Genomic DNA, 21,195 nt, shown 5'->3' on the forward strand with positions numbered 1-21,195 from the left:
GATCCGGTAGACCGCTGTTAGAGACCCGCGACCTGCGTTCGCATCGTTAGAAGGTGCCGGCAAACCCGAACCCACAGACGAGATCCATCCAAGAGAACCGACCAACGAAGGGAAGCGTGACGGTGGCGAAGCTGTGGATCGGCGTGGACATCGGCAAGGCCCACCACCACGTCGCCGCCGTCGACGGTGACGGCCGCTTGGTCTATTCCCGTCGGGTCGCCAACGACGAGACGCTTTCCTGACGGTCATGGCTGAGGTGTCGACGCACGCCCGTCCGGTCTGCTGAGCGGTCGACGTCACCACCGGCCTGTCCGCCCTACTGCTGACCCTGCTGTGGCGGCGTCAGGTCCAGGTCCGCTACGTCTCCGGCACCGTTGCGTTCCACATGGCCGCCCGCGTTCGCCGGCGAGAACAAGACCGACGCCCGCAACGCGGTGGTCATCGCACAGACCATCCGCATGCGCCCCGACATCCCGATCCTGGAACCCTCCGACCGGCTCCTCGCCGAACTCACCAGCTACCGCGCCGACCTCGTCGGGCAGCGCGTCGCCACCCTGTTCCGGTTGCAGGAACTACTCACCGGCATCAGCCCCGCCCTGGAGCGGGCTGTGGACCTGAACCGGAAGGCCCCGATGATGGTCCTGGCGTGCTGGCAGACGCTGGCGGCGATCCGGCACGCCGACGTCGACCGGATCACCGCCCTGCTCCACCGCAGCCACGTCAAGAACGCCGTCCAAGTCGCCGAGGCGATGGTGGCAGCCGCCCGCCAGCAGACCGTCAACCTGCCCGGTCAACGCGCCGCCGCCGTGGTCGTCGGGCAGATGGCCACCGAGATCCTCGCCATCGAACAACGCATCGCCGCCGTCGACGATCTCATCGCCGAGCACCTCGACCAGCACCAGCTGGCGCCGATCATCAGAAGCCTGCCCGGCATGGGACCCCTGCTCACCGCCGAACTGCTCGTCCACCGCCGGCATGACCGAGCACGACAGCCCTGCGAAACTCGCCGCCCACGCCGGCCTGGCACCCGTCTCCCGCGACTCCGGCACGGTTTCCGGCAACCATCGGCAGCCTCGCCGCTTTCACCGTCGGCTGGCACATCCTGTGGATGGCCGCCTTCACCGCCGCCCGAGAATGCCCTACCTCCCGCGCCTACTACGAGAAGAAGCGCGCCGAAGGAAAGAACCACCGCCAAGCCATACTCGCCCTCGCCCGACGACGCGTCGACGTCCTCTGGGCACTCATCCGCGACCGCGAAAGCTTCACCCCATTAGCAACGCCGGTCCGCGCCGCAGCGTGAACCAGCCCGTTATCCCGCCGACGAGACCCTGGTCCCGCTGGCTGATCCACCCTGCCCACCAAGATCAACCGGAGTTACATTGAGGCTCGGGGTGTGGTCCTGGGCTGGGAGAACGGGGGTGTGGGTGACGTGGGTGAACGTGGGGCACTCCCTGCCACCCCAGGTGAACCCCCAGGTCGCTAGACTAGGCCCTCGCGCCCTCGTAGCTCAGGGGATAGAGCATCGGTTTCCTAACCCGACGCTCCGCCGGTGTCCGCAGGCCGATGACCTGCGGCTTCCCTATCGTCCCCATTGCGTGCCGGTCGCTTCGCGGGCTCGCTGCGATCGCTTGCCGAAGATCAGCTGGAACGTTGTGGGTCCTGCGGGTGCAGCTCCAACGCTGCCGCGAGTCGGGAGCCGAGTCATCCTTCCTCGTCGTCGAGTAATTCGCCGCGCCACTCCGCAAATCGGCTTCGGAGATCGTCAAGCGCTGGGCCGGTGATGCCGTACTGGGCGAAGTCGTCAGGATCGAGCAGGGTGGCTTGTCCGAGGGCGTCGGCGAAGATGCGCGGGTCGAAGCCACGGTCAGCGCGCTGCGCGAGGGCGAGAAGTGCGTCGCGGGTGTAGCGGCCGGATCGGAGGGTGGCGTCGATGTCGATGAAGTCCCGGGCGAACGCTCGCCCGTAAAGGGCGCTCATCTTGTTCGCTACCGCGTCGTCCGGGTGGAGTACCGGTCCGATCGCCATGAGGATCGGTTCGTTGGCGCGCCAGTCCACGCCGAGTTCGACCTTGGAAACTCGCACGCCGTCGGTGACGGCCAGCCGGGCGAAGGTGTCGTACTGGCGCTCGGTCTCGACGGTCAGGCCGTCGTCCCGGTAGGCGCGCACAACGGCGGTGACCGCGGCGGTGAACTCGTCGCGGCGGTCCCAGGCGGTGAACAGGTCGATGTCCTCGCTGGGCCGCTCGACGAGCCCGGCGGCCTGGACCGCGTAGCCGCCGGCCAGCGCGAAGCCGTAGCGTTCGGCGGCCCCGAGCCCGGTACGGGCGAGGCGTTCGTGGAAGGGGTCCACCGCTATGCCGCGTTGCTGCGGGTCACGGCGAGTTCGGGGAAGGCTTCCTCCCAGCGCTGGCGGAGCTGGGGTGGCAGCCAGAGAGTGGGCCAGAGCCGCCGGAGGAGGTCGGCATCGAGCCAGGTGTGCAGATCCCCGACCGTACTGGCTTCGGTGAGCACCACCTTGTACATGCTGGCGAGGCGTGCGGTCCGGCCCAGGTCGTATTCGGCGTGCCCGGACCAGTCGAGGTGACGCGGGAGCGTCACCGTGCCTTCGGTCGGGCCGTGCAGCGCGGTAAGGGTTTCGGCCACCAGGTAGGGCTTGCGGTCGCCGTAGGGCTGGTAGTCCGCCGGCGGTCGGGGGGATGTGCGGCGCCGGTTGATGTTGGTTGCGCGCCGGACTTCCGGTCGTAGTGCCTGACGGATCGTCTCCCGGCTGTATCCGGTGACGCGTTGCAGATCCACCGGCCGCCATCCGGCCGCGTGGAACGCCTGTAGCTGCTCGTCCCGCTCGGTCAACGCGGCCGCGCGCGTCGCCTCGTACCGGGAGACGACCGCATGCAGCTCATCCTCGGAGAACCGGCCCATGCTCCTCAGCCTACTACGCTAGGCCCAGCACGCTTGGCTTCCTGCAGCCGCAGAGCCTGAATCCTTTCCGCCAGCGCGAGACTCCCATCGGACACCCTGCCCGTCAAGATCAACGGAAGGCATGGGGGTTCTTGCCTCAGGGCGGCAGCACGACGCGGGGTCATATTGGCGCGGCACCGTGGTAGCCGGCCGGATTTCGATCTGCGCGGCGAACCGCGTTCGATGCGCGAGGCAACCCGTGTTCGAAAGGCTTTGGTATCCGACCTGCGGACCACCGAGGCGGTCGTCGTGCCTGTATCGCGGACACACTCGGTCTGCCTCAACCGCGAGGGCGCGATGACGGGAACCTTGCGTGCCGCAAATCAGCCGCAATTCGATGCGCCGGTACCGATCGGATCACCGCCTGCTCCGACGCGACCTTGATGGCGGCCCGCCTGTGGCACGTGCTGTTCGGCGCGGACGGCGGTGTTCAGAGTGTAGGGCCGCCGTGGTGGTGGAGTTTGTCGCGGATGGTGTCGGCGAAGCCTTCGGCCGTGGTGAGTTGGTCGCGCAGGGCGGTGACGCGGGTGGTGGCGGCGGTGTGGAACATGGCGAGCCGGTCGAGCAACTCGGTCCGGTCGGTGCCGGTGGCGGTGTCGAGGGCGTCGAGGACGGCGAGCAGGTCCCGCATCTCGTCGAGGGTGAAGCCGAGGGGTTTCATGCGTTTGACGACGGCGAGGCGGTCGAGGTCGGGTGCGGTGTAGAGGCGGAAGCCGCCCTCGCTGCGGGCGGAGGGGACGATCAGGCCGGCTTCCTCGTAGTGGCGGATGGTGCGGATGCTCAGCCCGACCCGTTCGGCTGCTTCGCCGATCTGCATGAGACGACCGTTGGCCGGGCCGGAGGCGTCCTGCTCCGGCCCGGTGTCGCGGCTGGTGGGGGCCATCAGTGGCCGACGCCGAGCTGCCCGGCGAGAGTGTCGTGAATGCGGGCACTGGGGGTGTTCAGCTCGATGATCTCGACGGTCTTGCCCCGGGTGGCGTACTTGGTGGTGATCGCGTCGAGGGCGGCGACGGAGGAGGCGTCCCAGACGTGGGCGTGGGTCATGTCGATGACCACGTTCTCCGGGTCGTTCGCGTAGTCGAACTGGCCGACGAGGTCGTTGCTGGAGGCGAAGAACAGCTCCCCGTGCACGGAGTAAATCCGGGTGCCGCCGTCGGGGTCCAGCACGCTGGTGACCTCGACGAGGTGGGCGACCCGTCGGGCGAAGATCACCATGGCGGTGAGCACGCCGACCACGACGCCGATGGCGAGGTTGTGGGTGGCCAGGGTGGTGACCACGGTGGCCACCATGACGATCGTCTCGCCGTACGGCATGCGCTTGAGCGTCTTCGGCGCGACGGAGTGCCAGTCGAACGTCGACACCGCCACGATGACCATCACGGCGACCAGGGCGGCCATCGGGATGACCGCGACCACGTCGCCGAGCGCGACGACGAGGACGAGCAGGAAGACACCGGCCAGGAAGGTCGACAGTCGGGTGCGGGCGCCGGACGCCTTCACGTTGATCATCGTCTGGCCGATCATGGCGCAGCCGCCCATGCCGCCGAAGAACCCGGTGACGATGTTGGCCATGCCCTGTCCCCAGGACTCGCGGGTCTTGCTGGACGGGGTGTCGGTGATGTCGTCGACCAGCTTGGCGGTCATCAGCGACTCCATCAGCCCGACCAGCGCGATCCCGAGGGCGTAGGGGGCGATCAGGGTGAGGGTGTCCATGGTCCAGGGGATCTGCGGCAGGCCGAGCGTGGGCAGGCTGTCCGGCAGCGCCCCTTCGTCGCCTACGGTCGGCACCGCCACGCTGGCGAAGACGGTGACCACGGTCAACACCACGATCGCGACCAGCGGCGCCGGGACGGCGCGGGTGAGCCGGGGCAGCCCGACCATGATCGCTAGAGCGACGGCGACGAGGGGGTAGACCAGCCACGGCACGCCGAGCAGGTGCGGAATCTGGGCGGCGAAGATCAGGATCGCGAGGGCGTTGACGAAGCCGACCATGACGCTGCGCGGGATGAATCGCATCAGCTTCGCCACCCCGAGCACCGCCAGCAGCACCTGGATCGCCCCGCCGAGGATCACCGCCGCGATCAGGTAGTCCAGCCCGTGCTCCTTCGCCAGCGGCGCCACCACCAGGGCGATCGCTCCGGTCGCGGCCGAGATCATCGCCGGCCGGCCGCCGCAGATCGCGATCGTCACCGCCATCGTGAACGAGGCGAACAGCCCCACCCGAGGGTCGACCCCGGCCAGGATCGAAAAGGAGATCGCCTCCGGGATCAGCGCCAGGGCGACGACCAGGCCGGCCAGGACCTCGGTGCGGAACACCTTCGGCGACAGCCACGACGGACGGGACAGACGCGGCCGGGAGACCGCGGACAGCACAGAGGACATACAGCCATTTCCCCTCAGGGCGTCACGCGGACGCACGCAGGTCCAGCCCACACCGATGGGGCGCAGTTACCACGACCAGCAACAGTCGGTTCTGCCGGGCCGAGGACCTCATCACCTGGACTCGGTCAGGGCCGCCGCAGCAGCCATCCGGCGACACCGGGACGACCGGCACCGACCCTACCCTTCCGTCAGGGGAGAGTTGACCGAACGTGGTGATCATCACCATCCCTCGAATCGGACTCCGCCCCGGCCTCGCACATCGTGTCCGCGGTGGTGGCCCGCACGGGGCGGATCCCCTACGCACCTCAGTGGTCCTGGTTCAGACCCTGTTTTGTCGGCGTGTGGTGCGCCGGTGCCAGCCGAAGACCGCGGCGGACATCACGGTGACGGTGACGGCGTCCAGGAGCCCTCGCCCGAGGGCCCGCCCGGCGAGGCTCCACTCAGCGCCGACCAGTGCCATGCCGGTGAGGGCGAACGCCGGGATGAGGGCCAGCGCGATCATGACTCCTGCGGTCAGCACCCGGCGGTTGACGACGAGCAGTAGAGCGCCGGCGGCGCCGGCGAGTACCGCCACCGTCACGCTGGTCCAGCTGGTGGTCGAGAAATATCCCTGTAGGGCCGCAGCGGGCAGGTAGCTGCTCACGCCGGCGTCGCGCCAGCTGGTACCGCACAACGTGCACGCCGCGGCGCCGACCGCGCCGCCAGCGGTCAGTGCGCTGTAGCCCTTCGCCATGTCGATCAGGCCCCGCCGCAGCGCGGCTGCCGTGGGCGAGACCGAGTGCGACCCGGCTGAACGGTTCGAAGCCCGGCGCGATGACCATTGCGCCGATGAGCAGGTGCAGCGTGCCCGACGCGAGCCCGAGCGCGGCGAACGCTCCCGCCACGAGCATGATGGCCACCTTGCCGGCGGTCATCGTGCTTTCCTGGCCGATGGCCAGTTCCACCTCCTCGACGGTTGCGGTGTCGCGGTACTGGACCACGTCATCGGCACGACCGGCGGACACCACGCTCGCCGGGCGGCTGGTGGACAGGGAGACGCTGGTGTCGCTGCCAATCCCGCAGCGATCGGCCACTCGCATCACCTGCTGCAGGTCACGATTGGTGACCTCGACGGTGAGCACGTCACCGGGCGGGTGCAGGGCCACGCCAGGTTGCAGGCGCAGCGACAGCGGGTTCAGGCGACGCATCGCCGCCACGACCTCCGCCGTTCGCTCGGCGGGAAGGATCAACTCGACGGTGCGCGGCATCCCGATCCTCCCAGGGCTGCAGGGCTGCAGGGGTGCAGGGCAAAAGGCGCCTCGACACGTCAACGAGGGGCGTGCGGGTGGCGTTTGGGGTGGTCGCCGCTGATTCGGCCTCGCGGCCCATTCCCCCAATGCGGGTGACGGGCGACGCTGTCGGCACGGACCGGCTCCCGAGAGCGCGGAACTCAGTACCGGTCGTCGAGGATCCGCTTCATCTGGGTGATCTCCTCTTCCTGTGACTTCACGATCTGGTCGCAGAGTTCGACGATCTCCGGGTCGGTGATGTTGGACTCCTGACAGACGAGGACGGCCCGGGAGTGGTGGGGGATCATCGACCGGAGGAAACCCTCGTTGCCCACGAAGGGCTCGGTGCGCACCGCCGCGAAACCACCGACGAAGAGGGCGCCCAGTACGGCGTAGAGGATGATGTTGAGACGTCGATCGGTGAACATCTGATGCATGACGGCCATCATGATCACACCCATGACCGCCACCATGATCACTGACATGTAGAAGTTGCTCAGATTCAGATAGAAGTCCGACCACCTGCGGATCTGGGACAGCGTGAGGGCGAACATGACCGCAAGGCTGATCAGCAGGACCAAACCGAACCGGATGTAGTTCTTCTTCATCTTTCCTCCGGCCATTCCTATGGTTGGTTCCGTCCAGGTGTTCGCCCAGAGTAATGCCGGTCGAGCGACGAACAGGCGTGTACGGGGTGGCTGGCCCTTCAACTTGCCCAACCCACTCTGGCCGGTTCATTCCTGGGCGACCGGGTATCTGGACCGGATGGCAGGAGAGCCGCGTCCCGAGGACGTCTACGACCGCGCGCGAGGCGAGGGCGAGCGCCGCCTGTCCATGACGGCGCTGGAACAGGCGTCCACCGGTTTCATCGCCGGGGTCACCATCGTGTTCGGGATCGTCGCCCTCGGCGTGACCCGCGAGTTGGTCGCACCGGACTACGCCGCCGGGATCGGTCAACTGATCGGTGCACTCGCCTTCGGCATTGGCCTGGTCTTCGTGGTGGTCGGCCGCACGGAGCTGTTCACCGAGAACTTCTTCGATCCGGTGGCGGCGGCAGTCGCGCGCCGCCGTGTCTCAGCTGTCGGACAGTTGGCGCGGCTGTGGCTCCTCGTGCTCCTGCTCAACTTCGCCGGTGGTGCGGTGATGGCCGCCGTGTTCACCGTGCGGGGGACCCTGCCGGCCGGAGCACACGAGACGCTCGCCCTCGTCGCCGAGGAGATCGCGGCCAAGGAGGGCCTGGCCACCTTCACCCGGGGGATCGCCGCGGGCACCCTGCTCACCTTACTGTCGTACCTGCTGCACGCGGTCAGGTCGGCGGGCAGCCGGATCGCGCTGGCGTACGTGGTGGGGTTCTTCCTGGCCCTCGGCCCGTTCGACCACGTCGTGGTCTCCGGCCTGCACCTGCTGTTCGGCATCTGGCTCGACGCCCACGTGAGTTACGCCGGCCTGGGGCTGAACGTCCTGCTCGCCGGTGCCGGCAATCTCGTGGGCGGTCTGCTGCTCATGACGTTGACGCACGCCGTGCAGGCTCGCGGCGCCGCCCGCTGAACCCCCACCGAGGACGCTGCGGGTGTGGCGGTTCCGGCGTGTTAGATCGCGCTGCGGCGGAGGTTCGGATGGAGTCCGAAGGTCAGCGTCATCGCTCGCGACACCGGCTGAGACCGTTCACCTCCGCCGCACGGGAAGGCGGCGGACGGCAGCGGCGCGTGAAAGCCGGCGCCATCCCACGCGAGGGGGAGGTCGACATGGGTGACCGGGAGAAGCTGCACGATCTTCGTCAGCAGGCCCACGACGCGGGTATCGAGGGCAACTCCAGGATGACCGAGGAGCAACTCCACTCTCCCCGAGGCCGGCAAGGGCGAGCAACCCAGATGGCCAAGCGCACGAGGCCAAGCGGTAACGAACGCGGGCGGCGCCGGCACCTTTCACGTGTCGGCACCGCCCAGACGGCATCCGCGTACGCGGTCGCCTGGGTGTAGCCGTTGCGGGCGTCGACCGCGGGCCGCCAGCTTCGCCCGGTCCAGTTGATGGACATCGGGTACGTCTCCACCATGGCGTCGTCGTGCTCGGCTCCAAAAGGGTCGTCTTTCGTCGTTCCCTCCGCCGTACCCGAAGAGCGCTACACACACCGGCTGACAGTGGTGGTGTGACCAGCGGGCCGGCGGGTACCGGATTTCCCATGCCGAAGCGATCAGAAGTCTCCGGGCTGGCGTGAGCCGCCGGCCAGGACGATGACCGACCACACCCGCCGGGAGGCGGGTGCGCGTCGTGCACGGCAGATGGAGGACGACGCCCGGCTCAACGGGCTCGCCCGCCGGCTGGACAAGCCGATGGGCGTCCTGGGCGTGTTGTTCCTGTTGCTGGTGCTCGGTCAGGCCCTCGCCCGCGACGAGCCCCTCACCACCGCGCTCACCGTCGCCAGTTGGGTGCTGTGGGCGGTCTTCGTCGCCGAGTTCTCGCTACGTGCCTGGCTGGCCCGTCACTGCGCCCGCGCGTTCTGGAAGCGCAACTGGTGGCAGGTGATCTTCCTCGCCGTGCCCTTCCTGCGGTTCGCCCGCGCCGCCACCGCCCTGAGAGCCGCCCGCGGCACCGGTGTCATCGCCGCAGCCGTCCGAGGCTCCCGATCTGCGGGCCGGCTGCTGACCGACCGGCTGGCCTGGCTCGCGGTGGTCACGGTGGCGATCATCCTGGCCGCCGGGCAGCTCCTGGTCGTCACCGGTTCCTACCCGACGTACGGGCGAGCCCTGCACGACGTCGCCCTGACCACCATCACCGGTGAGCCGCTCGCCGCCACCGACACCTTCTCCCAGGTCCTGGAACTGGTCCTCGCCGCGTACTCCGTGGTGGTCTTCGGCACCTTCGCCGGTGCGCTCGGCGCGTTCTTCCTCAGCCGCCAACGCGACGACGAGCAGGCAGCGGCTGCCGAGGCGAAGCAGTGAGTATCCCGCGAGCCGGCGCAAGACGACGGGATCCGCGACCAGCTCAGCCGCATGCCGAGCAAGGGCGGTGAGGAGTCGGGGCCCACCTCGACCGGCGCTGGATCGTGGTGAGCCCCGAATCCGGCCCGATCCCCAGCGGTACAGGCCGAAGCTGCTGGGTAGCACTCGGGGATGGTGTTGAAGAACCTGGGGGACCTGCTGCGTCTGCTCGTCGTCGCGGTGTTGGTCTATCCGGCGCTGGTGGTGATCCTGCGGGTTTCCGGCAAACGGACGCTGTCCAAGCTCAACGCGTTCGACTTCGTGGTCACGGTGGCGTTGGGTTCGACTCTGGCGACGATCCTGCTGTCGCGGGACGTCTCCCTGGTCGAGGGGGTTCTCGCGTTGGCCCTGCTGGTGGGCCTGCAGTACCTGATTGCTGTGCTCGCGGTGCGGTGGCCGCCGTCGCAGCGGCTGCTCAAGTCCCAGCCGACCGTGCTGCTGCGCGACGGACGGTTGCGGCACCAGACCATGCGCAGGGTACGGGTGGCCGAGAGCGAGATCCGGCAGGCCGCACGCAGCCAGGGCGTCGGTGACCTCGCCGATGTGGCGGCGGTGGTGCTGGAGAGCGATGGAAGCCTCAGCATCATCACGCGCAACCGGTTCGGTGACGGCAGCAGCCTCGCCGACGTACGCGACGAGCAGCGGTAACCGGGCTTCAGGTGCCGTCGCCCGGCCTGCCGGCTACCGACCGGTCGACCGGTCGACCACTCCCGGGACCGGCTCTCCGATCGGGAACGCTCCGTCGAGCAGCGCCACCCCGTCCTGCGGATGCGCCCGCTCCAGCAGACCCGAGCGAGCGCGCCGCTTCTCGGCACGGTCGACGCCCATCGCCTCGTTACGGTGCTGTTCCAACGCCGGGTCGCACTGCCCGTCGCGGTTGAACGACCACATCAGCATCGGCTCGCCCAGCGGCAGCGGATCGCCCGGACCGGTGTCCAGGCGGCCGGTGTGCCAGGTGTGCCACGTCTTGCCGTAGCTGTTCATCAGCATCGCCATCAATGCCCGCTCCGCCGGCTCGGGTAGCCCGGGCGCGATCAGTGAACCGCCGAGCACCTCGTAGTTGTGCGGGTGCCAGAAGCCGCGCTCTGCGTCCGGGAGGGTTCCGTACAGCCGCTCCGAGACGATGTACTCGATCCCGATCAGGTTCGCCTCGGCGGTGTTGCCGTCGAACAGCACGCACTGCAGGAAGTCGTCGTTGACCTGACGGCAGTAGTGGTGCGCCTCCATCTGCATCGACGGATCGTCCTTCGCCGGGTGGAACCCGACGACGTACGCGTCAAAGCCCTTGAGCGGTGCGGTGTCCTGCAACGCCTTGGAACCGAGGGACAGTCCCTGATGCCACAGGCTTGTCGACTCTCCCGGTGGTCGCACCGGGCTCGCACGCCGGTCCATCCGCAACCCCCTCTACTGCTCGTCGTCGACGGCCTCGGTGCGACCGCCACGGGTGACCGTCGGCTCCAGGTGCTCGTCGGGCTGCGGGGCCTGCGCCATGGTGTGGTGCGGGTCGTCGTCCGGGGAGAACAGCACCTGGTCGGTCTTCGGGGTCTTCTCCCGGCTCTCATCCGGTTCGGTCATCTCGCTCTCCCTTCGGCGGAGGTTCCTCCACGCTATGCCCGAGGTCGGCCTGCTGAATCCGATTCGTGCCATCCCGGTGTCGGCAGCCGAGCAGTGGCCGGCGGGCACGGTTGCCGGAACAGCCCGGCCGTCCAGGCGATGGCCGACCGCCGCAGCGCACCGCCGCGGTCCGCGTCTACGTGCCGCCTCGGCTGTGACGGCAGGAGACGCAAGCCTCCGCGCCGTTCGTCATGTTGTCGCTCACGCCAGCGACCGTTGCTTGGCGCTTGGCCAGCCGGAGTGCTGCGGTTCGCCGCCCACGTGCCGGTGCGCGGCGTTCCCGATCACGGGCCACGATCTACGGTCCCGACGAGTGACCCGCCATCATCGAGCGCCGATGACGTAAAGAAACCGGCGGCACCGACGGCCGCTCCCGCCGGCGTTTCCGACATGTGCCGAACGGCAGGTCCGGCGAGCGGTACGAGACGTTGGGCGGTCGAACCTTCGCCTCCCGCCAGGGGGCGCACGCCTGTCGCTGGATGCGATCGAAGCTTGCCGGATGACGGATAGCCGTACTCCGCCGGGATCTTGACGTGATCGTCACGGTTTCCGCGTCGTACCGCCATGGGCGGGGGACTCCTTGAACCCCGCACCAGGAGAAGTGGGGAGCCACGGATGAGCAGAAACTACGGCCTGAAGCAGGCAGCGGTAGCAGCGCTGGCCGCGGTGGTCCTGCTTCGTGCGGGCTGCACGGGCGAGTCCGCAGCCCCGCAGACCAGTGCCGAACCGGCGCCGACCACCCCACCGGGCACAGCCGCGCGGGCGAAGGTGGGCGACCAGCTCACCCTGACCGCGAGCGTCGAGCGCGTCATCACCGACACCGCGTTCGCCGTACGCGACGTGGACCTGACCAACGGCACCCTGCTCGTGCTGTCGACGGCCGCGTCGCCGCCTTCTCCGCCGCAGCTGGTGACCGTGCAGGGCACCGTCATCCGGTTCTCCCACCCCGAACTCACCGACCGCTACCGCCTCGGACCGCCGGCACCGTACCGAGCCTTCGAGGGCGGGCGCTCGTCGCACGGGAGATCACTGTCTGGTGATCGCCCCTCACCCTGCCTCCCCGTGTCGTCTCCCGGATGGGCCGCGCCGGCCGCACCCGCCGGTCATCGGCACCATTCCCGGCAGCTCCGCTCCCACCGCGCGGTTTCCGAGATCCACCCTCCGGTGGATGCCTATGGTGGAACAGCCGCGTCCCGAGGACGTCTACGACCGCGCGTGGGGTGAGGGCGAGCGCCACCTGTCGATGAGTGCCCTGGAACAAGCCTGCACGCCCACCGACGACGCTGCGTGTGTGGCGGTGGCCGGCAGGGGTAGGCGCGGTGGGTGAGCGACTGGTGGAAGCTGTTCGTTCCCGACACACCGCTGTGGGAGATCGCGCTGCGGGGCAGCGTGATCTACCTGACGATCTTCTTCCTCCTGCGGGTGCTGCTCAAGCGGGAGAGCGGCAGCACCGGCGTCACGGATCTGCTGGTCATCGTGCTGATCGCCGACGCCGCGCAGAACGCGATGGCCGACGACTACACGTCGATCGCCGACGGGGTGCTGCTGGTCGCGGTGATCATCGGCTGGGCGTACGTGCTCGACGTGCTGGCCTACCGCTGGCCCGCCGCCTCCCGCATCATCCACCCTGGGTCCCTGGTACTGGTCCGAGAGGGCCGCATGCTGCGCCGCAACATGCGCCGTGAGTTGATCACCGAGGACGAGTTGTACAGCCAACTCCGCCAGCAGGGCGTCGAGCGCTTAGACGACGTCAAGGAGGTGCGGATGGAGTCCGAGGGCCAGTTCAGCGTCATCCCCCGCAACGCCGACAACAACCTGGGACCCGGCGCCCGCTGAGCCCGTTTGCCTCTACTGCCGGGCGGGAACGCGGCGGACGACAGCGGCGCGCGGAAACGCGGCGCCATCGCACCCACGGGGAGGTCGACATGGGTGACCGGGAGAAGCTGCACGATCTGCGTCAGCAGGCCCACGACGCGGGTATCGAGGGCAACTCCAAGATGACCGAGGAGCAGCTGCGTGAGGCGCTGCGCAAGGTCGGCAAGGGGGAGCAGCCCCAGATGGCCAAACACGAGGCCAAGCGGTGACGAAGCGGGCGGTGCCGGCACCTGTCAGGGTGCGGCACCGCCCGCCTGTGCTCAGCTGATCGTGGCCAGCAGGTCGCGGCAGGCCCGCTCGCAGGCACGGCACGACTCGGCGCAGATCCGGCAGTGCTCGTGCTTGTCGGCGTGACCGGCGCACTCGTCCCCGCAGGACTTGCAGGCGGTGGCGCAGGCCTCCAGCAGCGTACGGCTGATGTTCGCGTCGTAGCCGGTGTGGCGGGACAGCACCCGGGCGGTGGTGGTGCAGATGTCGGCGCAGTCCAGGTTCGTCCGGACGCACTTGGTCAGTTCGGCGACCATGTCCTCGCTGAGGCAGGCGTCCGCGCACGCGGTGCAGGCCTGCGCGCAGTCGTTGAGGGCGTCGATCGCCGCCGCGAGCTTCGCCCGGTCCAGGTTGATCGACTTCGGGTACGTCTCCAGCATCGGCATAGTGGTGCTCGGCATCAGGCATCCCCTCTCTTCGAGTCTCTCTCCCTACCGTCCATCTCCTGCCCGGTCTGCCGGACAGTACGCACGGCGGACCCGACCGATCCGGCGTCAGCCCAGCGCGCCGAGGCGGTCGGCGAGGGTGTCGCGGTAGAAGTCGAGGAAGCCGTCGGGGTCGGGGCCGGCGTTCTGCAGGACCAGGTGGTCGAAGCCCGCGTCGGCGTACGTGCGCACCGCCTCGACGTGGACGTCGGGGTCGGGGCCGACGGCGAACTGCTGCCGGATGTCGTCCTCGGTGACCGTGCTCGACGCGGCCTCGAAGTTGACCGGGTTGGGCAGTTCGCTCATCACCTTCCACCCGGTGACCGCCCACCGGCTGGTCTGCCAGGCCGCCTGCACCGCCTGCTGCTCGTCGGGCGCCCAGGCCATCGGCACCTCCGCGTAGCGGGGGCCGTCGCCGCCGCCACGCTGGTACGCCTGTACCAGGTCGGGTTTCGGCTCGGTGGCGAACAGCCCGTCGCCGAGTTCGGCGGCGATCGCCACCGACGCCGGTCCGCTCGCCGCCACCGCGATCACCGGCGGCTGGTCGGGCAGGTCGAACACTGCGCGTCCTCAAGGTGGAGGTGCTTGCCCTCGTACGACTGGTAGCCGCCCTGCCAGAGCAACCGGATGATCTCCAGTGCCTCCCGGAGCCGTTCGTGCCGTCCGCGCACGCTCGGGAAGCCCTGGCCGACGACGTGCTCGTTGAGCCGCTCGCCGGCGCCCACGCCGAGGGTGAACCGGCCGTCGGAGACGATCGCGAGGGTGGCCGCGGCCTGCGCGATGATCGCCGGGTGGTAGCGGACCGTCGGGCAGGTCACCCCGGTGACCAGGCCGACCCGTTCGGTCCGGGCGGCGATGGCCCCGAACACGGTCCAGGTGAACGACGAGTGGCTGCGGCGGTGTTTGGGCGGTGGCCACGGGGGGCAGGGTCATCGACGAGGGGCTACGAGAGGAGTGACGATGCCGGCACGCAAGGACATGCCCAGCACCCTGAAGCGGTCGCCGAAGGAGGCGCAGGACACCTACGCGGAGGCGCACGACTCGGCGGTCGACTCGTACGGTGAGGGCGAGCGCGCCCACCGGACGGCGTTCGCGGCCGTCAAGCACTCCTTCGAGAAGGTGGGCGACCACTGGGAGCCGAAGGGCAGCAAGGGACCGAGTGACAAGAAGGCCGCCGGCGGCCGCGGCTCGTCGGGCCGGACGGCCGGTGGCGTCGACGCCAACGCCAGCAAGGAACACCTGATGGACGTGGCGAAGAAGCTCGACGTCCGTGGCCGGTCCCGGATGAAGAAGGCGGACCTCGTCGAGGCCATCCGCAAGGCCAACAACGGCAGCACCCGCAAGGCCCGCGAAAAGTAGACGCGGGTCAGCGTTCTCCGGCTGCCCGGTCGACGAGGGCCTGGGCCACGTCGCGGAGCTTGCGGTTGGAGTCCTGCGACACCTTCGCCAGGATGTCGAACGCCTCGCCGGGGGTGCAGCGGCGTTCGGCCATGATGATGCCCTTGGCCTGCTCGATGACCGCGCGGCTGGCCATCGCCTCCTGCATCTGCTGGGCCAGGGTGGCGGTGCTGTCGTAGAGCTGCGCGTTCGCGAGGGCGACCGCGGCGTACGCGGCGAAAGTCTCCAGCACGGTGACGGTGTCGTCGTCGAAGGCGTGCGGGGTGCGGGCGTAGACGTTGAGCGCGCCGACGACCGCGTCCTGGATGGGCAGGCCGATCGACACCGAGCTGCCCAGTCCCGCCTTGTGGCCGCGTTCGGCCCAGTCCGGCCATCGGTGCTCTTCGGCGAGATCGGACACGGACAGGACGTCGCCGCTGGCCGCGGCGTCCAGGCAGGGGCCGCGTCCCTGGGCGTACTGCCGCTCGTCCATGTCGCGGGCCAGGTCGTCGGTGAACGCCGCGGTGTGCCCGGTGCCGTTGCGGATCAGGGTGACCGACACCTCCACCGGTGTGTCCAGGGCACGTTTGGCCAGTTCGGCGACGCGTTGCAAGACGTCGTCGAGGCCGGTCTCGCCGAGCTTGATGCGGCCGAGTTCGGCGAAGGCGTCGGCGGGGTCCGTTGACAGGGGGGCCATGGCACAAGTCCCTCACAGGCGGCACGCCGGCAGAACCAGAAAAGTTGGCGTGCGATGGCAGCCCGCGCGTCGCGGACCGCTGCACGAACCCACCGGAGGATGGAGCCGGGACCAACGCCACTGCTCGACGCCGATTCGTCACACCCGATACGGCGGATGTGAACTACAGACCCGCCACGATACCCCCGCTTCCGCCGAACGCCACGGCAGCAGCATGGTGTGGAGGTGCCCTGCCGTCAGGTGCCCTGTTTCGATTCGATCGCGCCGGCCGGTGGGCTCGACCGGGTGTCATCGGCGGGCCGGCGGGTAGCAGGCGAGGATGACGCCGACCAGTAGAGCTCTCATCGCCGGCGCGGCCGGCGCGTCCGCGTTGAACGCCGTCACCTACCTGGACATGGCGGTACGGGCCCGACCGGCCAGCAGCGCCGGAGAGGACAGCGCCGCCCGCCTGGCCGACCTCGCCCACGTCGACCTCGGCGACCAGCAGACGGGTGAGAACCGGAAGTCCGGGCTCGGCCCGTTGCTCGGCTACGCCACCTCCGTGGCCGCGGCCGGCGTGTACGCCGCGGCGGGAGGCCGCCGGCTGCCCACCGCGGTGTCGGCGCTGGCACTGACCGGCCTGGCGATGATCGCCTCCAACGCCCCGATGACCGCGCTGAAGATCACCGACCCCCGCTCGTGGTCGGCTGCGGACTGGGTCACCGACCTCATCCCGCACCTGGCCTACGGCGCGGTCACCGCCGTCGCCCTGAAGGCCCTGCGATGACCGGCCCGGCAACCGACGAGCCGGTCGGCGAGCTGGAGGTCGTGCACACCTTCACCGGACCGATGCCGACCGGCGTGAGCGTGTCCCACACGGGCCGGATCTTCGTCAACTTCCCGAAGTGGGGCGACGAGGTGCCCGCCACGGTGGTCGAACTGCGCGACGGCCGCGAGGTGCCCTACCCGGACGAACGCTGGAACAGCCCGTCGGGCGACGACGACGCGGAGGCGTTCGTGTCGGTGCAGAGCATCGTCGTCGACCCCGCCGACCGGCTCTGGGTCCTCGACACCGGCAGCCCGATGTTCCGCCCCACCTCGCCCGGCGGCCCGAAGCTGGTCCGGGTCGACCTGGACACCGACACCGTCGCCCAGGTGATCACCTTCCCGACCGACGTCGCCCTGCCCAGCACCTACCTCAACGACGTGCGCTTCGACCTGCGCCGCGGCGAGGCCGGCGTCGCCTACATCACCGACTCCGCCGACTCCGGCCCGAACGGGATCATCGTGGTCGACCTGGCCACCGGTGAGTCGTGGCGGCGGCTGCACGAGCACCCGTCGACGAAGGCCGAGCCGCTGGAGACGTTCCGGCCGGTGGTCGAGGGCCGGCCGTTCCTGCAACGCCCCGCCGGCGGCGACCCGAAACCGGTGGCCATGGGTTGCGACGGCATCGCCATCGCCGCCGACGGCTCCCGCCTCTACTACTGTCCCCTGGCCTCGCGTCGTTGGTACAGCGTGGCCACCGACGCCCTGGCCGATCGCACGGTCGGCGACGACGAGGTCGCCGCGACGGTGATCGACGAGGGCGACAAGGGCGGCGGCTCCGACGGCCTGGAGACCGACGACGCCGGCCGGCTCTACCTCACCTCCTACGAGCACGACGCGGTGCTGCGCCGCCGCACCGACGGCGAGTACGAGACCGTCGTCCACGACCCGCGACTGCTGTGGCCCGACACCATGTCCGTAGCCGCCGACGGGCACCTGTACGTCACCGCCAACCAGCTGCACCGGCAGGCGACGTACCAGCGCGGGCAGGACCTGCGCCGCACGCCGTACGTCCTGTTCCGCACCCGGATCGACGCGGGCCCGGTGCTGCTGCGCTGACCGGTCTCTCGCCCCCTCAGTCGGCGACGACGAGCGCCTGGGGTGCGGCGGCCTTCATCCGGGTACGCAGCCACTTGAGCTGGATCGCGGTCTCTCCCTCGCAGCGCTTCACGACCGCGAGCAGGTCCTCGTCGCGCGCGCCGTAGGCGGCCTGGCCGACGACGGTCCAGGCGATGTCGCACTCGGCGGCCATCAGGTACAGGTCCTGCAGGTCACGCAGGAGGCCGATGCCGCCGGTGCGGGTGCCGGTGAACAGTTGCGAGTGCAGCCGGTCGGGCTCGGTGGGGGCGTCCTCGGAGTAGCGGGCGGCGAACGGTTGCAGTTGTTCGGCGTGGCCGTCGCAGCGCTTCGCCTGCTGCTGGCAGAGGTGCTGGATGTCGGGTTCCTCGGCGTGCGCGTCGGCGACCTGCCGGAACGCGTCGGCGAGGTTTACCTGCGCGCGGTGCAGCAGTCCGAGGTAGTGGGCGAGGTGCACGACTCACTCCTTCCCGCTGGTGGCCCAGGCCGTCGGCCCCCCGACGGTCGGTGGCACGTCGGCGTCCGCGAGCGGTGCGCTGCCGCCGACGGTCGGCGCCGGTGAGGGTACGCCCCGACCGTCGGCGAGTTTCGCCACCGCGACGGCCGCCACCTTGAACAGCGGCTGCTTGGACACCGGGTCCCAGGCGGTGATGGTCAGTTCGTTGGCGGCGCGGGGTGTGCGGTCGTCCGGGTCCTGGTCGAAGTAGCCGTAGTGGAACGGCACGAAGACGACGCCGGGGCGGATGCCGCTGATGCGGGCGCGGGCCTCGATGCCGCCGCGCGCGGAGGAGATGCCGACGAGGTCGCCCTCGCCGATACCGAGGTGCTCGGCGTCGCCCGGATGGAGCTCGACCCACACCTCGGGGGCGGCGGCGTTCAACTGCGGCGCGCGGCCGGTCTTGGTGCGGGTGTGGAACTGGTAGACGGTCCGGCCGGTGGTCAGCAGCATCGGGTGGTCGTCGTCGGGCACCTCGGGTGAGGGCTGGTAGTCGACGGCGTGCAGGAACGCCCGCCCCTTCGGCTCCTTGGCCCGGTACTCCGGCTCCGTGAACTCCGCACCGGTGGCGAGGTCGTGACCGTACGTCTCGCAGTAGTCCGGGTCGGTGTTGAAGATCCCGTCGGTGTAGAGGCGCTCGGTGCCGTCGGGATGCTCCTCGGTGCAGGGCCACTGGATGCCGGAGCCGCCGCGCAGCTTGGCGTAGGTGATGCCGGTGTAGTCGCACGGCCGGCCGCGGCTGCACTCCTTCCACGCTTCGAACACCTCCTCCGGCCCGGTCCACCGGATCAGCGGGTTGCCGTCGCGGTCGCGGAAGTCCATCCGGCGGGCGTAGTCGAGGAAGATGTCCAGATCCGGCTTCGCCGCGCCGGGCGGGTCGACGGCCTTGTCGGAGATGTGCACCGTGCGGTCGACGCTGGTGAACGTGCCGGTCTTCTCGCCCCACGTCGCGGCGGGCAGCACCACGTCGGCCAGTTCGGCGGTCTCGGTGAGAAAGAGGTCCTGCACGACCACGAACAGCTCCGGCTTGGCCAGGATCCGCCGGATCCGGGACAGCTCGGGCAGCGAGACCGCCGGGTTGGTGGCCGTGATCCAGAGCAGCTTGATCGAGCCCTGCTCGGCGTACCGGAAGATCTGCATGGCGTGCGTCGGCGGCGCCCAGTGCGGGATGGTGTCCACGTCGACGTTCCACAGCCGGGCCAACTCCTCGATGTGCGCGGTGTTCTCCCAGTTGCGCAGGCCCGGCAGGTCACCGTCGGCCCCGGTCTCCCGGGTGTTCTGCGCGGTCGGCTGGCCGTTCATCTGATAGATCCCGGCGCCGGGGCGGCCGAGCATGCCCCGGACCAGGTGCAGGTTGTTGACACCGCAGGCGGCGGCGGTGGCCTGGTTCGACTGGTAGAAGCCCTGCAACACGGTCGACAGCAGCCGCCGCGAGGTGCCGAGCAGCTCCGCGGCGCGTTCCACGTCGGCGGCCGGCACGTCGCAGATGTCGGCGACCCGGCGGGGTGTATAGCCGTCGACGATCCGGCCCAGCTCGTCGAAGCCGAGGGTGTGCGCGTCGATGTAGTCGCGGTCGTGCCACCCCCGCCGGATGATCTCGCGGAGCAGGCCGTTCATCAGGGCCACGTTGGTGCCGTTGCGCACCGCGAGGTGCAGGTCGGCCTCCCGGGCGACCGGGGTCGCACGCGGGTCCACGGCCAGCATCGCGGGCGGGTTCGGGCCGCGTCGGCGGTCCAGCATCCGCATCCACAGCACGGTCTGGGTCTCGGCGACGTTGTGGCCCCACAGGGCGATCGCGTCGCAGTGGTCCACGTCGGTGTACGAGCCGGGCTGCCCGTCGGTGCCGAAGCTCGCCTTCATCGCCGCCGCCGCGGTCGCGGTGCACAGCCGGGTGTTGCCGTCCATGTGCGGGGTGCCCAGCCCGGCCTTGCCGATCACGCCGAGCGTGTAGTACTCCTCCAGGAACAGCTGGCCGGTGGTGTAGAAGCCGAAGTGTCCCCATCCCCCCGGCCCGTCGAGGAGTTCCTTCGACCGGGACACGACGCGGCCCATCGCGGTGTCCCAGTCCGTCTCGACCAGACGGTCACCGTCCCGGACCAGAGGGCGGGTCAACCGGTCCTGGCTGTGGTTGGCCTGCCAGCCGTACAGGTCCTTCGGGTCGACCCGGCCCCGGTTGATCCGGTCGACCGCCCGGCCGCGTACGCCGACGATCCGCCCGTCGGCGACCGCGATGTCCAGCGCGTCGCCGTTGGAGTGCAGCACCGACGCCGACTGCACCCACCGGTCCACGTCGGCATCGGTGCGCTCGTCGGCCAGGTACCGGTCCACCCGCACCGGCCACTCCTGTCCCGGCCCGTACGGGGTCCGCTCACCCCACGGGTCGGCGATCCGGTCCACCACGATGCCCTCCTTCTTCCGGTGACCGTTCGGGTGCCGCCCATACCGGCATCGGCCGGTCCGACACCTGCCCGTACAGCCAGTCCACCGCTGTGACCAGCACCACCGCACCCGCAGCGATGAGCAACTGAGTGGGGGTGGTCAGCAGGCCCAGGCTCACGATCAGTGTGGTCGCGCCTGCCGGGGGATGTGACGCCTTCAGCAGCACCAGCACGAGCGCGGTCACCGCGAGCGACCCGGCCGCGGCGACGATCCGCGGCCCGCTCATCCCCTCCTGCAGCACCGGCGGGTTGTCGGTCAGCCCGCAGGCCACCAGGAAGCCGTACCCGGCCAGCAGGGCGACGCCGTGCCCGATGAGCGTGTTGCGGGGTGACGACTCCGGCGAGTCGGGCTTTTCCAGGTGCAGCATCACCGCCGGCCCCAGGCTGGGAAACAGCCACGGTTGGCCGGTGAGGAGGGCGACCACCCCGGCGATCACCACCGCCAGCGCGCTGCCGGCGAAGGCGTGCACCGACTGCCGGATCCGCTTCATCACACCCCTTTCTTCGTTCCTCGACCTACGATTTGACGTCTCCGGAATT

Annotated in this window: 26 protein-coding genes and 1 pseudogene; 11 read left to right on the top strand and 16 right to left on the bottom strand. The window is 69.7% G+C overall.

The window, feature by feature from the left end:
• Positions 1–122: 122 nt before the first annotated feature.
• A pseudogene (locus tag CLT72_RS25635) lies at positions 123–1,300 on the top strand (IS110 family RNA-guided transposase).
• Between the two features lie 401 nt (positions 1,301–1,701).
• Here the strand turns inward: CLT72_RS25635 and CLT72_RS25640 are convergent.
• The 5 genes from CLT72_RS25640 to CLT72_RS25660 all read right to left on the bottom strand — a co-directional run bounded on the left by CLT72_RS25640 (position 1,702) and on the right by CLT72_RS25660 (position 6,072).
• On the bottom strand, positions 1,702–2,349 hold the full coding sequence (locus CLT72_RS25640) for a nucleotidyl transferase AbiEii/AbiGii toxin family protein (protein WP_101413946.1): 648 nt from the start codon (positions 2,347–2,349) through the stop codon (positions 1,702–1,704).
• A gap of 2 nt (positions 2,350–2,351) precedes the next feature.
• Positions 2,352–2,918, bottom strand: coding sequence for a hypothetical protein (locus CLT72_RS25645; RefSeq protein WP_101413947.1), 567 nt, complete (start codon positions 2,916–2,918; stop codon positions 2,352–2,354).
• 469 nt (positions 2,919–3,387) lie between these two features.
• Positions 3,388–3,840 (bottom strand): MerR family transcriptional regulator, encoded by a 453-nt coding sequence (locus tag CLT72_RS25650; RefSeq protein WP_101413948.1) that lies wholly within the window; start codon positions 3,838–3,840, stop codon positions 3,388–3,390.
• Complete coding sequence (locus tag CLT72_RS25655) at positions 3,840–5,339, bottom strand: SulP family inorganic anion transporter (protein WP_101413949.1); 1,500 nt, start codon at positions 5,337–5,339, stop codon at positions 3,840–3,842. The genes CLT72_RS25650 and CLT72_RS25655 overlap by 1 nt, the downstream gene beginning before the upstream one ends.
• A 319-nt stretch (positions 5,340–5,658) precedes the next feature.
• The gene (locus tag CLT72_RS25660) at positions 5,659–6,072 is read right to left on the bottom strand and encodes a DUF389 domain-containing protein (RefSeq protein WP_101413950.1); all 414 of its coding nucleotides are present in this window, start codon (positions 6,070–6,072) and stop codon (positions 5,659–5,661) included.
• Positions 6,073–6,103: 31 nt separating this feature from the next.
• Here CLT72_RS25660 and CLT72_RS31685 point away from each other — a divergent pair, with 31 nt between their 5' ends.
• Positions 6,104–6,724 (top strand): hypothetical protein, encoded by a 621-nt coding sequence (locus CLT72_RS31685; protein ID WP_144082327.1) that lies wholly within the window; start codon positions 6,104–6,106, stop codon positions 6,722–6,724.
• 44 nt (positions 6,725–6,768) lie between these two features.
• On the opposite strand, the gene CLT72_RS25665 is transcribed toward CLT72_RS31685, so the two are convergent.
• Positions 6,769–7,215: a DUF305 domain-containing protein gene (locus CLT72_RS25665; protein ID WP_101413951.1), complete on the bottom strand. Its 447-nt coding sequence runs from the start codon at positions 7,213–7,215 to the stop codon at positions 6,769–6,771.
• A 157-nt stretch (positions 7,216–7,372) separates the two neighbouring features.
• Between CLT72_RS25665 and CLT72_RS25670 the strand changes: the two genes are divergently transcribed.
• On the top strand, positions 7,373–8,155 hold the full coding sequence (locus CLT72_RS25670) for a formate/nitrite transporter family protein (protein ID WP_101413952.1): 783 nt from the start codon (positions 7,373–7,375) through the stop codon (positions 8,153–8,155).
• A gap of 41 nt (positions 8,156–8,196) precedes the next feature.
• On the opposite strand, the gene CLT72_RS25675 is transcribed toward CLT72_RS25670, so the two are convergent.
• Positions 8,197–8,397 (bottom strand): hypothetical protein, encoded by a 201-nt coding sequence (locus tag CLT72_RS25675; protein ID WP_101413953.1) that lies wholly within the window; start codon positions 8,395–8,397, stop codon positions 8,197–8,199.
• Between the two features lie 489 nt (positions 8,398–8,886).
• On the opposite strand from CLT72_RS25675, the gene CLT72_RS25680 reads away from it, so the two are divergent.
• Positions 8,887–9,546 carry a hypothetical protein gene (locus tag CLT72_RS25680; protein WP_091299272.1) on the top strand — a complete coding sequence of 220 codons (660 nt, stop codon included), beginning with the start codon at positions 8,887–8,889 and terminating at the stop codon, positions 9,544–9,546.
• A gap of 171 nt (positions 9,547–9,717) precedes the next feature.
• Positions 9,718–10,233 carry a DUF421 domain-containing protein gene (locus tag CLT72_RS25685; RefSeq protein ID WP_101413954.1) on the top strand — a complete coding sequence of 172 codons (516 nt, stop codon included), beginning with the start codon at positions 9,718–9,720 and terminating at the stop codon, positions 10,231–10,233.
• Between the two features lie 33 nt (positions 10,234–10,266).
• On the opposite strand, the gene CLT72_RS25690 is transcribed toward CLT72_RS25685, so the two are convergent.
• A complete protein-coding gene (locus CLT72_RS25690) occupies positions 10,267–10,977 on the bottom strand; it encodes an OBAP family protein (protein ID WP_101413955.1) in 711 nt (236 codons plus the stop codon).
• 12 nt (positions 10,978–10,989) lie between these two features.
• Positions 10,990–11,160: a hypothetical protein gene (locus CLT72_RS32415; protein ID WP_199184643.1), complete on the bottom strand. Its 171-nt coding sequence runs from the start codon at positions 11,158–11,160 to the stop codon at positions 10,990–10,992.
• Positions 11,161–11,814: 654 nt separating this feature from the next.
• On the opposite strand from CLT72_RS32415, the gene CLT72_RS31690 reads away from it, so the two are divergent.
• The 3 genes from CLT72_RS31690 to CLT72_RS32045 all read left to right on the top strand — a co-directional run bounded on the left by CLT72_RS31690 (position 11,815) and on the right by CLT72_RS32045 (position 13,283).
• A complete protein-coding gene (locus CLT72_RS31690; protein WP_144082328.1) occupies positions 11,815–12,423 on the top strand; it encodes a hypothetical protein in 609 nt (202 codons plus the stop codon).
• 99 nt (positions 12,424–12,522) lie between these two features.
• On the top strand, positions 12,523–13,035 hold the full coding sequence (locus tag CLT72_RS25700; protein ID WP_101413957.1) for a DUF421 domain-containing protein: 513 nt from the start codon (positions 12,523–12,525) through the stop codon (positions 13,033–13,035).
• Positions 13,036–13,124: 89 nt separating this feature from the next.
• Complete coding sequence (locus CLT72_RS32045) at positions 13,125–13,283, top strand: hypothetical protein (RefSeq protein WP_158242072.1); 159 nt, start codon at positions 13,125–13,127, stop codon at positions 13,281–13,283.
• Positions 13,284–13,334: 51 nt separating this feature from the next.
• Here the strand turns inward: CLT72_RS32045 and CLT72_RS25705 are convergent, their stop codons facing one another.
• From CLT72_RS25705 to CLT72_RS33085, 3 genes are all read right to left on the bottom strand, one after another.
• The gene (locus CLT72_RS25705; RefSeq protein WP_101413958.1) at positions 13,335–13,742 is read right to left on the bottom strand and encodes a four-helix bundle copper-binding protein; all 408 of its coding nucleotides are present in this window, start codon (positions 13,740–13,742) and stop codon (positions 13,335–13,337) included.
• Between the two features lie 93 nt (positions 13,743–13,835).
• On the bottom strand, positions 13,836–14,327 hold the full coding sequence (locus tag CLT72_RS33080) for an LLM class flavin-dependent oxidoreductase (protein ID WP_363620673.1): 492 nt from the start codon (positions 14,325–14,327) through the stop codon (positions 13,836–13,838).
• A complete protein-coding gene (locus tag CLT72_RS33085; protein WP_363620671.1) occupies positions 14,297–14,635 on the bottom strand; it encodes an LLM class flavin-dependent oxidoreductase in 339 nt (112 codons plus the stop codon). The genes CLT72_RS33080 and CLT72_RS33085 overlap by 31 nt, the downstream gene beginning before the upstream one ends.
• Positions 14,636–14,726: 91 nt before the next feature.
• On the opposite strand from CLT72_RS33085, the gene CLT72_RS25715 reads away from it, so the two are divergent.
• Entirely contained in the window at positions 14,727–15,125 is a 399-nt protein-coding gene (locus tag CLT72_RS25715) for a ChaB family protein (RefSeq protein ID WP_101415389.1), read from the top strand.
• A gap of 7 nt (positions 15,126–15,132) precedes the next feature.
• Here CLT72_RS25715 and CLT72_RS25720 read toward each other — a convergent pair whose 3' ends face one another.
• Positions 15,133–15,840 (bottom strand): GAF and ANTAR domain-containing protein, encoded by a 708-nt coding sequence (locus CLT72_RS25720; RefSeq protein WP_101413959.1) that lies wholly within the window; start codon positions 15,838–15,840, stop codon positions 15,133–15,135.
• Positions 15,841–16,159: 319 nt separating this feature from the next.
• On the opposite strand from CLT72_RS25720, the gene CLT72_RS25725 reads away from it, so the two are divergent.
• Together CLT72_RS25725 and CLT72_RS25730 are read left to right on the top strand one after the other, a co-directional pair.
• The gene (locus CLT72_RS25725; protein WP_101413960.1) at positions 16,160–16,606 is read left to right on the top strand and encodes a hypothetical protein; all 447 of its coding nucleotides are present in this window, start codon (positions 16,160–16,162) and stop codon (positions 16,604–16,606) included.
• Positions 16,603–17,703 carry an L-dopachrome tautomerase-related protein gene (locus CLT72_RS25730; RefSeq protein WP_101413961.1) on the top strand — a complete coding sequence of 367 codons (1,101 nt, stop codon included), beginning with the start codon at positions 16,603–16,605 and terminating at the stop codon, positions 17,701–17,703. The genes CLT72_RS25725 and CLT72_RS25730 overlap by 4 nt, the downstream gene beginning before the upstream one ends.
• A gap of 16 nt (positions 17,704–17,719) precedes the next feature.
• On the opposite strand, the gene CLT72_RS25735 is transcribed toward CLT72_RS25730, so the two are convergent.
• The 3 genes from CLT72_RS25735 to CLT72_RS25745 are packed head-to-tail and all read right to left on the bottom strand — an operon-like array spanning position 17,720 to position 21,146.
• Positions 17,720–18,178, bottom strand: coding sequence for a ferritin family protein (locus CLT72_RS25735; RefSeq protein ID WP_101413962.1), 459 nt, complete (start codon positions 18,176–18,178; stop codon positions 17,720–17,722).
• 3 nt (positions 18,179–18,181) lie between these two features.
• Complete coding sequence (locus CLT72_RS25740; protein WP_101413963.1) at positions 18,182–20,617, bottom strand: molybdopterin oxidoreductase family protein; 2,436 nt, start codon at positions 20,615–20,617, stop codon at positions 18,182–18,184.
• Positions 20,586–21,146 (bottom strand): HPP family protein, encoded by a 561-nt coding sequence (locus CLT72_RS25745; protein WP_101413964.1) that lies wholly within the window; start codon positions 21,144–21,146, stop codon positions 20,586–20,588. The genes CLT72_RS25740 and CLT72_RS25745 overlap by 32 nt, the downstream gene beginning before the upstream one ends.
• Positions 21,147–21,195: the final 49 nt, after the last annotated feature.

The sequence above is a fragment of the Micromonospora sp. CNZ309 genome, from assembly GCF_002846525.1.

What these genes read in the sequence shown, in the direction of transcription:
- CLT72_RS25645 (WP_101413947.1), bottom strand. Translation starts at nt 2,918, where the DNA reads ATGGGCCGGTTCTCCGAGGATGAGCTGCATGCGGTCGTCTCCCGGTAC.
- CLT72_RS25650 (WP_101413948.1), bottom strand. Translation starts at nt 3,840, where the DNA reads ATGGCCCCCACCAGCCGCGACACCGGGCCGGAGCAGGACGCCTCCGGC.
- CLT72_RS25655 (WP_101413949.1), bottom strand. Translation starts at nt 5,339, where the DNA reads ATGTCCTCTGTGCTGTCCGCGGTCTCCCGGCCGCGTCTGTCCCGTCCG.
- CLT72_RS25660 (WP_101413950.1), bottom strand. Translation starts at nt 6,072, where the DNA reads ATGGCGAAGGGCTACAGCGCACTGACCGCTGGCGGCGCGGTCGGCGCC.
- CLT72_RS25665 (WP_101413951.1), bottom strand. Translation starts at nt 7,215, where the DNA reads ATGAAGAAGAACTACATCCGGTTCGGTTTGGTCCTGCTGATCAGCCTT.
- CLT72_RS25670 (WP_101413952.1), top strand. Translation starts at nt 7,373, where the DNA reads ATGGCAGGAGAGCCGCGTCCCGAGGACGTCTACGACCGCGCGCGAGGC.
- CLT72_RS25680 (WP_091299272.1), top strand. Translation starts at nt 8,887, where the DNA reads ATGGAGGACGACGCCCGGCTCAACGGGCTCGCCCGCCGGCTGGACAAG.
- CLT72_RS25685 (WP_101413954.1), top strand. Translation starts at nt 9,718, where the DNA reads ATGGTGTTGAAGAACCTGGGGGACCTGCTGCGTCTGCTCGTCGTCGCG.
- CLT72_RS25690 (WP_101413955.1), bottom strand. Translation starts at nt 10,977, where the DNA reads ATGGACCGGCGTGCGAGCCCGGTGCGACCACCGGGAGAGTCGACAAGC.
- CLT72_RS32415 (WP_199184643.1), bottom strand. Translation starts at nt 11,160, where the DNA reads ATGACCGAACCGGATGAGAGCCGGGAGAAGACCCCGAAGACCGACCAG.
- CLT72_RS31690 (WP_144082328.1), top strand. Translation starts at nt 11,815, where the DNA reads ATGAGCAGAAACTACGGCCTGAAGCAGGCAGCGGTAGCAGCGCTGGCC.
- CLT72_RS32045 (WP_158242072.1), top strand. Translation starts at nt 13,125, where the DNA reads ATGGGTGACCGGGAGAAGCTGCACGATCTGCGTCAGCAGGCCCACGAC.
- CLT72_RS25705 (WP_101413958.1), bottom strand. Translation starts at nt 13,742, where the DNA reads ATGCCGAGCACCACTATGCCGATGCTGGAGACGTACCCGAAGTCGATC.
- CLT72_RS25715 (WP_101415389.1), top strand. Translation starts at nt 14,727, where the DNA reads ATGCCGGCACGCAAGGACATGCCCAGCACCCTGAAGCGGTCGCCGAAG.
- CLT72_RS25720 (WP_101413959.1), bottom strand. Translation starts at nt 15,840, where the DNA reads ATGGCCCCCCTGTCAACGGACCCCGCCGACGCCTTCGCCGAACTCGGC.
- CLT72_RS25725 (WP_101413960.1), top strand. Translation starts at nt 16,160, where the DNA reads ATGACGCCGACCAGTAGAGCTCTCATCGCCGGCGCGGCCGGCGCGTCC.
- CLT72_RS25730 (WP_101413961.1), top strand. Translation starts at nt 16,603, where the DNA reads ATGACCGGCCCGGCAACCGACGAGCCGGTCGGCGAGCTGGAGGTCGTG.
- CLT72_RS25745 (WP_101413964.1), bottom strand. Translation starts at nt 21,146, where the DNA reads ATGAAGCGGATCCGGCAGTCGGTGCACGCCTTCGCCGGCAGCGCGCTG.